This window comes from Marinobacter sp. X15-166B, assembly GCF_001752365.1.
Lineage (GTDB): Bacteria > Pseudomonadota > Gammaproteobacteria > Pseudomonadales > Oleiphilaceae > Marinobacter.
This window is the reverse complement of sequence record NZ_MEIY01000001.1, coordinates 2,025,379-2,038,447: the sequence shown is the minus strand read 5'-3', so window position 1 is coordinate 2,038,447 and position 13,069 is coordinate 2,025,379. Positions and strand designations below refer to the sequence as shown.

At 58.7% G+C, this 13,069-nt stretch carries 11 protein-coding genes; 4 read left to right on the top strand and 7 right to left on the bottom strand.

Annotation, left to right across the window (positions count from 1 at the left end; genetic code table 11):
- Nucleotides 1-219 (top strand): hypothetical protein (locus BG841_RS17190; protein ID WP_206743999.1); only part of this gene is annotated, 219 nt, incomplete at its 5' end.
- Between the two features lie 251 nt (nt 220-470).
- On the opposite strand, the gene pssA is transcribed toward BG841_RS17190, so the two are convergent.
- The 4 genes from pssA to BG841_RS09530 form a co-directional block, all read right to left on the bottom strand.
- Nucleotides 471-1,262: a CDP-diacylglycerol--serine O-phosphatidyltransferase gene (pssA, locus tag BG841_RS09545; RefSeq protein WP_070057440.1), complete on the bottom strand. Its 792-nt coding sequence runs from the start codon at nt 1,260-1,262 to the stop codon at nt 471-473.
- A gap of 141 nt (nt 1,263-1,403) precedes the next feature.
- Nucleotides 1,404-2,420, bottom strand: coding sequence for a ketol-acid reductoisomerase (gene ilvC / locus BG841_RS09540; RefSeq protein ID WP_070057439.1), 1,017 nt, complete (start codon nt 2,418-2,420; stop codon nt 1,404-1,406).
- 66 nt (nt 2,421-2,486) lie between these two features.
- The gene (gene ilvN / locus BG841_RS09535; protein WP_070058773.1) at nt 2,487-2,978 is read right to left on the bottom strand and encodes an acetolactate synthase small subunit; all 492 of its coding nucleotides are present in this window, start codon (nt 2,976-2,978) and stop codon (nt 2,487-2,489) included.
- Between the two features lie 5 nt (nt 2,979-2,983).
- Nucleotides 2,984-4,702: an acetolactate synthase 3 large subunit gene (locus BG841_RS09530; protein ID WP_070057438.1), complete on the bottom strand. Its 1,719-nt coding sequence runs from the start codon at nt 4,700-4,702 to the stop codon at nt 2,984-2,986.
- 540 nt (nt 4,703-5,242) lie between these two features.
- Between BG841_RS09530 and BG841_RS09525 the strand changes: the two genes are divergently transcribed.
- Nucleotides 5,243-5,704, top strand: coding sequence for a DUF4124 domain-containing protein (locus BG841_RS09525; RefSeq protein WP_070057437.1), 462 nt, complete (start codon nt 5,243-5,245; stop codon nt 5,702-5,704).
- A gap of 82 nt (nt 5,705-5,786) precedes the next feature.
- Here BG841_RS09525 and clpB read toward each other — a convergent pair whose 3' ends face one another.
- The 3 genes from clpB to rluD all read right to left on the bottom strand — a co-directional run bounded on the left by clpB (nt 5,787) and on the right by rluD (nt 10,209).
- Nucleotides 5,787-8,366 (bottom strand): ATP-dependent chaperone ClpB, encoded by a 2,580-nt coding sequence (clpB, locus tag BG841_RS09520; protein WP_070058772.1) that lies wholly within the window; start codon nt 8,364-8,366, stop codon nt 5,787-5,789.
- 126 nt (nt 8,367-8,492) lie between these two features.
- Nucleotides 8,493-9,242 (bottom strand): peptidoglycan editing factor PgeF, encoded by a 750-nt coding sequence (pgeF, locus tag BG841_RS09515; protein WP_070057436.1) that lies wholly within the window; start codon nt 9,240-9,242, stop codon nt 8,493-8,495.
- Nucleotides 9,232-10,209, bottom strand: a complete 978-nt coding sequence (gene rluD, locus BG841_RS09510) for a 23S rRNA pseudouridine(1911/1915/1917) synthase RluD (RefSeq protein ID WP_070057435.1) — start codon at nt 10,207-10,209, stop codon at nt 9,232-9,234. The genes pgeF and rluD overlap by 11 nt, the downstream gene beginning before the upstream one ends.
- 140 nt (nt 10,210-10,349) lie before the next feature.
- Between rluD and BG841_RS09505 the strand changes: the two genes are divergently transcribed.
- A complete protein-coding gene (locus tag BG841_RS09505; RefSeq protein ID WP_070057434.1) occupies nt 10,350-11,180 on the top strand; it encodes an outer membrane protein assembly factor BamD in 831 nt (276 codons plus the stop codon).
- 190 nt (nt 11,181-11,370) lie between these two features.
- Nucleotides 11,371-13,011 (top strand): sensor histidine kinase, encoded by a 1,641-nt coding sequence (locus tag BG841_RS09500; protein ID WP_070057433.1) that lies wholly within the window; start codon nt 11,371-11,373, stop codon nt 13,009-13,011.
- Nucleotides 13,012-13,069: the final 58 nt, after the last annotated feature.

Below are 13,069 nucleotides of genomic sequence, written 5' to 3'. Positions count from 1 at the left end.
AATTCTACCGAACCCTGCCGCCTTGTCAACGGTTATTTTCGAGAGAGACTAAAAACAAACTCAATCGAATCAACCCGTTACTTCGTAAATCAGGTGGCGCATTATACCGCTTCCAACCACCCTGTCAACCGCTATTTTGCAATTCGTTTTGAAGCACTGCAACCCTCAAAACCACCCTTGCAAGCCTGCCGGCCAACTCATCAAGGCGGCGAATTATAGAGCAACTCACCACCTTGTCAACCGCTTTCTCAAAAGAATTCAAAACTCAAATTCTTTAACCTAATCAGACGGTTACTTCCGATTCCCGGACCACCTCAGCGGTGCTCCCCTCGAAAGAGATGCGCATTCTACAGCGCTGGACGGAGGTGTCAACGACCGTGACGCAAATTTTGCGTTTATTGCGGTTTCCACCTACAACCACCACCAGAAACCGCTCACTAACTATACAACCTGCTCACCAAACCGGCAACTCACCCCATCTTGCGCAACAGGGCTCGAACCGGGCCTGACAGCACATAAAGCAGGAAACCCGCAAACAGCACCGTTGCCGGATCCAGCGCAACCACCGCAAAACCGAGCACTACCAACAAAATGGCGGCAAAGGGCACCCGCCCCTTCAGATCCAGCTCTTTGAAACTATTGTAAAATACATTGCTCACCATCAATACACCTGAACCACCAACCACCACGATGGTCAGGAAGGTCAGCCACGCGGCCGGTTCAATCGTGTGAAAGGTCCACACCAGGCCGACCACCGCCGCCGCGGCCGCCGGACTGGGCAAGCCAACAAAGTACTTCTTATCGACCGAGCCAATCTGGGTATTGAACCGCGCCAGGCGCAGGGCCGCACCGGCCACATATATGAAGGTGATGACCCACCCCACTTTGTTCAGGCTGTTCAGCGACCAGAAGAAGGCCACCATTCCCGGGGCGACACCAAACGCCACCATGTCCGACAAACTGTCGTATTCGGCGCCAAACTTGCTCTGGGTATTGGTCATGCGCGCCACCCGACCGTCCAGCCCGTCCAGCATCATGGAAATAAATATGGCAATGGCGGCATTATCGAAGACGCCATTTGCGGCCGCCACGATCGCGTAGAAACCAGAAAACAGCGACGCAGTGGTCAGGGCGTTCGGCAGCAAATAGATGCCCTTGCGACGAACCGGCGCACCTTCAACCAGCTCCTCTTCCACCACCTCCCCACGAATGCTGGGGTCGTCCTGATCGGTATCTTCTAGGTTATGCTTTTCATTTGTCATTCCCGGTATTCCTGAACAGTATGGAAAACAGAGTATAACAGCCGATGAGCCCAACCATACAGCCTGCCGATCTGCCTGCTTCAGAAACAAAAAACGCGACCAGGATGGTCGCGTTTTTTTGTTCGAACGGAGCGTTACCGCTTAGTTCTTGTCCTTGTCTACGATTTTGTTCGCAGAGATCCACGGCATCATTCCGCGCAGTTGCTCACCAACCTTCTCGATCGGGTGGGCAGCGTTGTTGCGCCGTGCCGCAGTCATGGACGGATAGTTGAGCGCTCCTTCCGCGATGAACATTTTGGCGTACTCACCACTTTGAATGCGCTTCAGCGCATTACGCATGGCTTCCCGTGACTCAGCGTTGATGATTTCCGGGCCGGTCACATACTCGCCGTACTCCGCGTTGTTCGAGATGGAGTAGTTCATGTTGGCGATGCCACCTTCGTACATCAGATCCACAATCAGCTTCAGCTCGTGCAGGCACTCAAAGTAGGCCATTTCCGGCGCGTAACCCGCCTCGGTCAGGGTTTCAAAACCAGCCTTCACCAGCTCGACCGCGCCGCCGCACAAAACGGCTTGCTCGCCGAACAGGTCGGTTTCAGTCTCGTCTTTGAAGGTTGTTTCGATAATACCGGAACGACCACCACCCACACCCATCGCGTAGGACAGTGCTACTTCTTTGGCCTGACCTGAAACGTCCTGGAAGATCGCGATCAGATCAGGAATGCCACCGCCTTTGACGAACTCGGAACGGACCGTGTGTCCCGGTGCTTTAGGAGCAATCATGATGACGTCCAGGTCCTTGCGCGGCACGATCTGGTTGTAGTGAATCGCGAAACCATGGGCAAATGCCAGTGTTGCGCCCTGTTTCAGGTTGGGCTCGATTTCGCTGGTGTACAGCTGCGCCTGAAATTCATCCGGGGTAAGCATCATCACCACGTCGGCAGCGGCGACCGCAGTGGCCACGTCGGTCACCTTGAGACCGTGCGCTTCAGCCTTGGCAACCGAAGGGGAGCCTGTGCGCAGACCAACGGTCACTTCCACGCCGGAATCGTTCAGGTTGCAGGCGTGCGCGTGCCCCTGGGAACCGTAACCGATAATGGCAACTTTCTTGCCCTGGATGATCGACAGATCACAATCTTTATCGTAGTAAACCTGCATAACAAACCTCTTTAAATCGTTTGGATGGTCTCGTTACCGGACCATGACAATCATTAATTACGCCACTTAAAGGCTCAGCACCTTCTCGCCACGCGCTATACCCGAAACTCCGGAACGAACCACTTCAAGGACTACGGCGGTGCCAATTGCCTGGATAAAGGCATCCAGCTTGTCGCTGGCTCCGACCAGTTGCACCGTATAGATAGAGCTGGTGACATCCACGATCTGCCCGCGGAAAATATCCACGGTCCGCTTGACCTCGGCACGCTGGGCGCCGGTCGCCTTCAGCTTGACCAGCATCAACTCGCGTTCGATGTGCGATCCTTCAGTCAGGTCAACCAGCTTAACCACTTCGATCAGCTTGTTCAGCTGCTTGGTGATTTGCTCGATCACCCTGTCCGAGCCGGTGGTGGTGACCGTCAGGCGTGACAGCGTTCCGTCTTCCGTCGGCGCCACTGTCAGGGTTTCGATGTTGTAATTGCGCTGAGAGAACAGCCCGACAACCCGAGACAAAGCGCCCGGTTCGTTTTCCAGCAACACAGATATTATGTGACGCATGGTGATCAGACCCTCTCCGTTTTGCTGAGCCACATATCCTTCATCGAACCTCGCGCTACCTGCATCGGGTAGACGTGCTCAAAGCGATCCACGTAGATATCAAGAAATACCAGCTTGTCTTTCATCGCCAGGGCTTCTTTAAGCTTGGGCACCAGATCTTCCTTTTTCTCGATGCGAATACCCACGTGACCGTAAGCTTCCGCCAGTTTGACGAAATCGGGCAGCGATCCCATGTAGGACTCCGCGTGACGTGACTCGTAGTTCATGTCCTGCCACTGCTTCACCATGCCCAGCGCCTGGTTGTTCAGGTTGATAATCTTGACCGGAAGATTGTACTGCTTGCAGGTGGACAGCTCCTGGATGTTCATCTGGATGCTGCCTTCACCGGTGACACACAGCACTTCGTCGTCCGGGAAGTTAAGCTTGACCCCCATGGCCGCCGGCAGTCCAAAGCCCATGGTGCCCAGTCCGCCGGAGTTGATCCAGCGGTTCGGCTTGTCGAACTTGTAATACTGCGCAGCAAACATCTGATGCTGGCCCACGTCCGAGGTTACGAACGCCTCCCCATTGGTGAGTTCCCACAGAGCTTCAATGACTTCCTGCGGCTTGATCACATCATCACTGGTTTCATAGCGCATGCCATGATACGCGCGCCACTCGTCAATCTGTTTCCACCAGGCCGCCAGTGCTTCGGCGTCGGGCTTGCGCTTGCTCTCTTTGACCTGCGCGAGCATTTCCTTGAGCACCGAATCCACCGGCCCAACGATGGGCACATCCGCATCAATGGTTTTGGAAATCGACGCCGGATCGATGTCGATATGCACGATGCGCGCACCCGGACAGAACTTCTCCGTCGCGTTGGTGACCCGGTCATCGAACCGGGCGCCCACACAGAGGATCAGATCTGAATGATGCATGGCCATATTGGACTCATAGGTGCCGTGCATCCCCAGCCAGCCGATGTGCTGCTGGTCCGTTGCCGGATAGCAGCCAATACCCATCAGCGTGTTGGTGATCGGGTACCCCAGCTGGCGCACCAGCTCGGTCAACTGGGCGGTTGCCTTGCCCAGAATCACCCCTCCACCGGCGTAGATAACCGGCCGTTTGGCCGCCAGCAACATGTCCACGGCTTTCTTGATCTGCCCGGCATGGCCGCGCACCGCAGGGTTATACGAGCGCAGTTTGACCTTCTTGGGAAAAACATACTCGTAGCGCTCATTCGGCGTAGTCATATCCTTAGGGATATCCACCACCACCGGCCCGGGACGACCGGTAGACGCGATGTAGTAAGCCCGGCGAATAATCTCCGGAATTTCTTCCGGATGGCGCACGCTCAGGTTGTGTTTCACCACCGGCCGGGACACGCCGATCATGTCGGTTTCCTGGAACGCGTCCTCACCAATCAGCGTGGATGCCACCTGACCGCAGAGAACCACCATGGGAATGGAGTCCATAAATGCAGTAGCAATGCCGGTAATGGTGTTGGTGGCTCCCGGACCGGAGGTCACCAAAACGGTGCCTACCTTGCCGGTTGCACGGGCGTAGCCGTCGGCCATGTGCACCGCTGCCTGCTCGTGGCGAACCAGTATGTGTTTGACATGATCCTGTCTGAACAGCGCATCGTAAATATGCAGCGCTGCCCCCCCCGGATAGCCGTAAATGTATTCGATCCCCTCATCTTGCAAGGACCGGATCAGCATGTCGGCGCCAGACAATAACTCCACAATTTCTACCCTCTGTTACGAGTGAATGGTCCGGGAACACTCCCGGGTGCCTGGATACCCGCGCAACAAGCCTCTTGTGGAAGCTGAGCCGGATGTTCTGCCACACCATGTAGACGAGAGGTTGTCTCTTGGCCCACCGTGATCCTGAGGGTTCCGGATTACGGCTTTTCAACCGGGTGCCATGTACTGTCAATACATAGCCCACCGGCTGCGCGAAGCGTTCAGTGTGGTAATTAACGGGGAATACGTGCTCGGGGTTGCCTGCTGTATTTGCCCCTGTCTTCAGGCAGTCAGTAATTTTGACAGCGGGAAACTCCCTGTCAATAGCGGCGGCCTGTTTCCCCTTGGTTATTCCATACCCAAGCGTGGATTTTCACCCATAGTTTGAACCAGCTTTGGGTATTGGGCCCAAATCAATGGCACTATAGCAGGAAGAGCAACAAGAACCCCCGCGGCGCAGGATACTCAGCCCGCCACTCGGGGTTGGGGACACAGGCAGGCACGCCTGCCTGAAACAGACCAGCATCACGGGTATTAACCATGATCCGAAAAACCCTTCTACTGGCGGCAACGCTCGCACTCGCACCGGCTCTGAGCTCTGCCAGCCCGGTCTACACCTGGACAGACGAACACGGTATCACCCATTTCGGGGACCGCCAGCCCCCGGGTACCCGTGCCGAGCCGATCAATATGCGCACCCCCAAACCTGCCCGCAGCGGCAACGATGACCAAACGTCGCCACAGCAACGACTGCAACAATTGCACGACAGGCAGGGTGCAGAAGCTGAAAACGCACGCCTGCAGGCGCAACAGGAAGCGCAGGAAAAGCAGCGCCAGGCAACATGCGCTGCCGCCGAGGAAAATCTTCGCATCCTGCGCACCAGGGGACGGATTCGCATCGAAGAGAATGGCGAGCAGCGTTACCTGACCCCGGAAGAGATCGATGAGAAACGGGTGACCTTTGAAACCATTGCCAGCGAGTCCTGCAGCGCGGAACTCTGACGGCTTGCGCATGGTGAGCATATAAAGAAGCCGGTGGCAGCCTTCAGGCTGCCACCGGCTTTGCAGAGACGTCCTGCGTACATCAACCGCGCGTGAAGACCAGTTGGTGCTGGTCGCCCACACTGGCGAGAATGTGATCTCCGGACACAAACTCCCCCTTGAGCAACAGTTGCGCCAACGGGTTTTCGACCAGCCGCTGAATGGCCCGCTTCAGGGGGCGCGCGCCGTATACCGGGTCGTACCCCACCTGCGCCAGCAAATCCATCGCTGCCTCATCAAGCTCCAGTGTCATGCCCTGCTCCTTGAGACGGTTGCCCAACAACTGAATCTGCACCTTGGCTATGCCATGAATCTGGCTCTCGCCCAGCGGATGGAACACCACCACTTCATCGATACGGTTAACGAACTCCGGCCGGAAATGGCTGCCTACCTCGTCCAGGACGGCCTGTTTCATGCTGTCGTACTGACCCTCACCGGATTTTTGCTGGATAACGTCGGATCCCAGATTAGAGGTCATCACGATCACCGTGTTACGGAAATCAACGGTGCGGCCCTGACCGTCGGTCAGGCGACCATCCTCCAACACCTGCAGCAGGACGTTGAACACATCCGGGTGCGCCTTTTCCACTTCGTCCAGCAACAGCACCGAGTAAGGACGGCGGCGGACCGCTTCGGTCAGATAACCGCCCTCTTCGTACCCCACGTACCCCGGCGGGGCACCAATCAGACGGGCAACCGAGTGCTTCTCCATGAACTCCGACATATCGATGCGCACCATCGCCTCATCGGTATCAAACAAAAACGCGGCCAGTGCCCTGCACAACTCGGTCTTGCCCACCCCCGTCGGCCCCAGGAACAGGAATGAACCGTTGGGGCGCTGGGGGTCGGCCAGTCCGGCCCGGGAACGGCGCACCGCATTGGCGACTGCCTCAACCGCCTCGCTCTGGCCAATCACCCGCTCGTGCAGCGCCTCTTCCATGCGCATGAGTTTGTCACGCTCACCTTCGAGCATTTTCGATACCGGAATGCCGGTCCATTTGGAGACAACCTCGGCAATTTCCTCGTCCGTTACCCGATTACGCAGCAGGGTCATTTCCATCATTTCGGCCTGGCTGGCCATGTCCAGTTGCCGCTCCAGTTCCGGAATGCGGCCGTATTGCAATTCGGACATTTCGGCCAGATTTCCAGCCCGACGGGCACTCTCGAGATCCGTGCGCGCCTGCTCCAGCTGACTTTTGATCTTCTGCGAGCCGTGCAGGGCGGCTTTTTCGGTGTTCCACACCTCTTCCAGGTCGGCGTACTCACGCTCCACGGTGCTGATCACCCCTTCCAACTCCTGCAAGCGCTTGAGGGAGGCCGCGTCGGTTTCTTTTTTCATCGCCTCACGCTCGATTTTGAGCTGAATCAGGCGCCGCTCCAACCGATCCAGAGGTTCCGGCTTGGAGTCCATTTCCATGCGAATCTGGCTGGCCGCCTCATCGACCAGGTCGATGGCCTTATCGGGCAACTGGCGGTCGGTTATGTATCGGTGGGAGAGCTTGGCGGCCGCAATTATGGCACCGTCGGTGACTTCGACCCCATGGTGCACCTCATACCGTTCTTTCAGTCCCCGCAGGATAGCGATGGTGTCTTCTTCGCTGGGCTCGGTGACCAGAACCTTCTGGAAGCGCCGCTCCAGCGCCGCGTCCTTTTCAATGTTCTCCCGGTATTCATTCAATGTGGTCGCGCCCACACAGTGCAACTCGCCCCGCGCGAGCACCGGCTTGAGCATGTTGCCTGCGTCCATGGAACCTTCCGCCTTGCCGGCGCCAACCATGGTGTGAAGCTCATCAATGAACAGAATGATGCGCCCTTCCTGTTTTTTCAGTTCATTCAGCAAGGCTTTCAGCCGTTCTTCGAACTCGCCCCGGAACTTGGCGCCGGCGATCAGCGCGCCCATGTCAAGAGACAACACCCGTTTGCCCTTCAGCCCTTCCGGCACCTCGCCGTTGACGATTCGCTGGGCGAGCCCCTCGGCGATCGCGGTTTTACCCACCCCGGGTTCGCCAATCAGCACCGGGTTGTTCTTGCGCCGCCGCTGGAGCACCTGAATGGTGCGGCGGATTTCGTCATCGCGGCCGATCACCGGATCCAGCTTGCCGTCCTCGGCCTGTCCGGTCAGATCGATGGTGTATTTTTCAAGGGCCTGACGATTGTCTTCCGCACCCGCATCGTTGACCGACTCGCCACCGCGCGCCTCATCGATGGCTTTGGCCAGGGCTTGCCTGTCTGCCCCCTGCTCCCGCAACAGCCGTCCCAGCGTGCCCCGGTCCTCCAGGGCCGCCAGCAACACCAGCTCACTGGAAATGAACTGGTCCTGCCGCTGCTGCGCCAGTTTATCGGTCATGTTGAACAGGCGCCCCAGATCCGTGGAGATGGAGACATCCCCTGCCGCACCCTTCACTTCCGGCAACAGGTCCACCTCGCGCACCAGGGCGTGACGCAAGCGCTGCGGATCCACTCCGGCCTGTTTCAACAGCGGGTTGACGGCACTGCCGTCCTGGTCGAGCAGTGCCAGCATCAAATGGACCGGCTCAATAAAGTTATGGTCCCGGCCAACCGCCAGGGACTGGGCTTCCGCCAACGCTGACTGCAACCTGCTGGTCAGTTTATCAATTCTCATAGTGGTCATATCCCCGATTGTTAAAAGGCTTAACGCACTTTCAATCTGTGTCGCATTGTTAATTAATGTAGGGGCATTGGGGGGGACTTCAAGCGGGCAGGGGCAAAGCCGTCAGAAAATTGACGGCTACTGTTCGATCCAGATCAGGCTGGCCATCCGGCCGGTGACGCCGTCACGGCGGTAGGAAAAGAAACGCGTTGAGTCAGTCACGGTGCACAACCCTCCCCCATACACCTGACTGACCCCGGCCAGTTCCAGGCGTGTACGGGCCAGCTGATAAATATCCGCCAGATAGCGGTCACCGCCGCCGGCCGAACGCACAAATGCGGACTCTGTCTGCGGGTGCCGGGCCACAAACGCGACCCGCACCTCTGGCCCTACTTCGAAGACTGCGGGACCGATGGCCGGTCCGAGCCAGGCCAAAATCTCTTCCGGGGGCGCGCCCAGCGCGGCCAGGGTGCGCTCCAGAACGCCTTCCGATAACCCGCGCCAGCCGGCATGGGCTGCTGCAACCCGGGTACCTTGCCGGTTGCAGAACAGCACCGGCAAACAATCGGCGGTCAAGATGGCGCACACCTGACCGGGGTGAGAAGTAACGCTGGCATCGGCTTGCGGCACCCCCTCTGCCGGCAAGGGGGCAACCTCTGTGCCGTGTACCTGCGATAGCCAGCCGATCGCTGGCTCCGCCACCCCCAGGCGGTCACCCAGCCGCTGCCGGTTGACGCTGACGTGGCGGGGCGCGTCCTGCACGTGGGTGCCGAGGTTCAGAGATGCCCAAGGTCCCTGACTGACCCCTCCCATGCGCAGGGTCGACACCGCCCGCACCCGGGACGGCGCCGGCCAGTCTGCAACAATCAGAGGCACTTCAGTAGTCACGGCTGTCCCGGTTTTGGTAATGGGTTCTCAGGGCCGCCAGCAAAACGTCCATGTCATCCGGCAAAGGCGCCTCCCAGCTCAGGGTCTCGCCGCTTGCGGGGTGCTCCAATGTCAGCTTCCGGGCATGCAACGCCTGTCGCTGGAACCCTGACAGCACCGCCCGCAACTCTTCTGTGGTGCCCTTGGGCAGGCGTATACGCCCGCCGTACAGCTGATCGCCAACCAGTGGGTGTTTAACGTGGGCCATGTGCACCCGGATCTGATGAGTGCGCCCGCTCTCAAGCTGACAGTGCACCAGGGTGTGCGCCGCAAACCGCTCCGCCAGCCGGTAATGGGTGACCGCCGGCTTGCCCGTCGCCACCACCGCCATCTTTTTGCGTTCCCGGGGGTGGCGGCCGATGGGCGCATCCACCGTGGCCCCACCGGTCAGAGTGCCGATCACCACCGCCGCATACTCCCGCCCCATGCTGCGGGTTTGCAACTGATCCACCAGAGAGGTGTGTGCTGTCAGACTGCGGGCCACCACCATGATGCCGGAGGTGTCTTTGTCCAGACGATGCACCACGCCGGCACGGGGCAGATTTTCCACTTCCGGGGCATGATTCAGTACCGCGTTGACCAGAGTGCCATCCATGTGCCCCGCCGCCGGATGCACCACCAGCCCGGCAGGTTTGTTGATCACGATCAGGTGCTCATCTTCGTAAACAATGTCGAGACTAATGGCCTCCGCCTGCCAACTTACCTGTGCTTCCGGCTCCGCATCCAGCCGCAACTGATCGTCCAGCATCACTTTGTCCCGGGGCCGGCAAGTCGCGCCATTCACTGTCAGGGCACCGCTTTTTATCCAGCTCTGCAGGCGCGAGCGGGAATGCTCCGGCATCAGTGTGGCCGCGGCCTGATCAAGCCGGCGGTTGCTGAGTTCGGGAGGGATGATAAAACTTGCGGTAATTCGGGTATCAGAGGTCATTAAGTGCCCAGTCAGGTTGGAAGAGCGTGTCATTGTGGACGGAATCGCCGGTTCCCGGGCAGCGGCTACTGCACAAGGAGCGTTAACCCCGTTACAATGTACGGTCAATCGATTATTTCTTCATTATACGGGATTCCGGCATGAGATCAGCGTTTCGATTATTCCTTCTGTCATTAGCCGTGCTGCTGATCAGTGCGTGCGCGTCCCAACAGCAGGAAGAAGTTCTGCCAGAAAAAACCTACTACGAAAACGCCCGCACAGCCATGAACGCCGGCAATTTCAATGAGGCCGAAACCAACCTCGACTATCTGGAATCTTACTACCCGTTCGGCCGCTATGCAGAACAGGCGCAACTGGACCTGATCTACGCCCGCTACAAAAACCTGGATCTGGAAGGCGCGCGGGCCGCAGCCGACCGGTTTTTACGCCTGAACCCGCAAAGCGACCACGCCGATTACGCCCTGTATATGCGCGGTCTGGCTTCCTATAATCTGGACATCAGTCTGGCGGGACGCTACTTTGCCGTGGACGTGGCCGCCCGGGACCCCGGCGAGCAGCGACAGGCCTTTAGTGATTTTTCCACGCTGCTCAACCGCTACCCGGATAGCGAATACGCCGCCGACGCCCGCCAGCGCATGATCGCGATCCGTAACCGGCTGGCCGATCTGGAAGTGCAGGCCGCCCGTTATTACATCAAACGGGAAGCCTACGTGGCCGCCAATAACCGCGCCCGCTATGTGGTGGAAAACTTTTCCAGCACGCCGGCGCTGGAAGAAGCGCTGATTATCTTGGTGGAAACCTACCAGTTTCTGAATCTTGACAAAGCCGCCGCCGAAGGCATTGAGTTGCTTGCCCTGAATTTTCCGGACAGTGACGCCTTCGACGACAACCGCAATTTCACACCCAGCGTACTCAAGCGGGAAAACCGTTCGCTGCTTAATGTGGTGACCTTCGGACTGTTGGGCAACTGAGCACGGCCCCGGTGACCGCTGGCGGGGCACCCGCATCTTGCCCGGTGCGCACGTGCCCTGCCCGCCAGGCGTGCGCCTGGCCCGACACGCCGGCGCGGCCCGAGTGATGCACCTGTAACTCTGCTCCGGTAACGGGCTATGATAGCCCTGCCCTGTCCATTTGCTCCGGATAAGAGACCCCGACCGACCCATGGCCCTGACAGACCCCGACACCCCATCCTTCTGGCACCCCTACCCCCAACAGGCCGGCCAGCGCACCAGACTGTTCCGGATTTACAACAACTACCGGTTGGTGGTCAGCGCCATGCTGATCGGGTTCGCAATCATCGCGCCGACCGACTTTGACATCCGCATGCTGGACCCCTACCAGGCCGGCGTATTCGGCTACGCGGTCCTCAACGGGTTTATCGGCCTGCTGCTGCTGTCCGGCTTTCGCCCCGAGGCGCGCCATATCAACCTGTCGATACTGGCTGACATTCTCTTTATGCACGCGTTTTTATTCTTCAGCACAGGCATATCCAGCGCCATGGCGAACCTGATCATTGTCTCTGTAGCGGCGGGAAATATTCTTACCCCGAGCCGGATCGGGACTTTTTATGCGGCCCTGGCGGCCCTCTGCTCACTGGGCCTCGCAGGCTGGGCGGTACTCGCGCAGGGCACAGATGTCGACGTCATTGTGCGGGCCGGCTCGCTGGGCATTCTGTATTTCCTCGCCGCCTTTGTGTTGCAATACATCACCCATCGCATGACCCGCAGTGAAGCCCTGGCCGATGATCGCGCCAAAAGCATTGCCGAACTGGAAAAGATCAATCAGCAAATCATTCAACGCATGCGCACCGGCATTATGGTAACCGACCAACACGGCACGGTGAGGGTTTCCAATGCGGCAGCGGATGAACTGCTGTTTGGCACGCCACCGTCGATACACGCCAGCACCCGGGGCCGACCCCTGCCCGCGCCGCTCCGAGAACGCCTGGACAGTTGGCTGCAAGCGCCACTGCAAAAAACAGCGCCCTTTCAGTCGGGCAGCACGTCCCCCTTGCTGCAGGCCAACTTTACCAGGCTGGACCAGCAGGGCGCCGACCTTATTCTGGTGTTTATTGACGACCTGAGCAAAGTGACCCAGCAGGCGCAGCAAATGAAGCTGGCCTCTCTGGGTCACCTGACCGCAGGCATCGCCCACGAGGTCCGCAACCCGCTGGGGGCCATCAGCCACGCCGCCCAGTTGATGAGCGAATCGAAACACGCCGACCCCCACGACCGCAAGATGCTCGAGATCATCCATCGCCACTCACGGCGGGTCAACCTGATCATTGAGAACATCCTGGACCTGTCGCGCCGGCAAACCCCCAACAGCGAACCGGTCATCGTCAACGACTGGCTGCCCACCTTTGTACAGGAGTACCGCCAATCTCTGCTGCACGGTGAGCGGCCGTCACCGGAAATTACCCTGGCCATCACCGCAGGACTGCCCATCGCCAGATTCGATCGCAGCCAGATCGAACAGGTGCTGATGAACCTGTGTGACAACGGCTTGCACTACAGTGTCCAGCAGACGGGCCGGGCGACCCTGTCCCTCACGGCCGGCATCACGTCGGACGGTGAACGGGTGTACATTGACATCCGGGATGACGGCCCGGGGGTGAAACCCGAGCATCGGGCCTCCATATTTGAGCCCTTCTTCACAACTGGCCACAGCGGCATCGGCCTCGGGCTTTATCTGGCGCGGGAACTGTGCGAGGCTAATCAGGCCCACCTTTCGTTACTGGATGGCTCCCCGCCGGGGTGTTGTTTTCGAATTATTTTCGCTCACCATGGACGAATGCTTTAGATAACGACCGGCACCGGCCGGCTGGATATTTAAAACGAACTGGACTCAGTAGTGACTA

Excerpts from the sequence above, each read along its gene's own strand:
- BG841_RS09505 (WP_070057434.1), top strand. The coding sequence starts at position 10,350 with ATGAGATCAGCGTTTCGATTATTCCTTCTGTCATTAGCCGTGCTGCTG.
- clpB (WP_070058772.1), bottom strand. The coding sequence starts at position 8,366 with ATGAGAATTGATAAACTGACCAGCAGGTTGCAGTCAGCGTTGGCGGAA.
- BG841_RS09525 (WP_070057437.1), top strand. The coding sequence starts at position 5,243 with ATGATCCGAAAAACCCTTCTACTGGCGGCAACGCTCGCACTCGCACCG.
- pssA (WP_070057440.1), bottom strand. The coding sequence starts at position 1,262 with ATGACAAATGAAAAGCATAACCTAGAAGATACCGATCAGGACGACCCC.
- ilvN (WP_070058773.1), bottom strand. The coding sequence starts at position 2,978 with ATGCGTCACATAATATCTGTGTTGCTGGAAAACGAACCGGGCGCTTTG.
- BG841_RS09500 (WP_070057433.1), top strand. The coding sequence starts at position 11,371 with ATGGCCCTGACAGACCCCGACACCCCATCCTTCTGGCACCCCTACCCC.
- rluD (WP_070057435.1), bottom strand. The coding sequence starts at position 10,209 with ATGACCTCTGATACCCGAATTACCGCAAGTTTTATCATCCCTCCCGAA.
- ilvC (WP_070057439.1), bottom strand. The coding sequence starts at position 2,420 with ATGCAGGTTTACTACGATAAAGATTGTGATCTGTCGATCATCCAGGGC.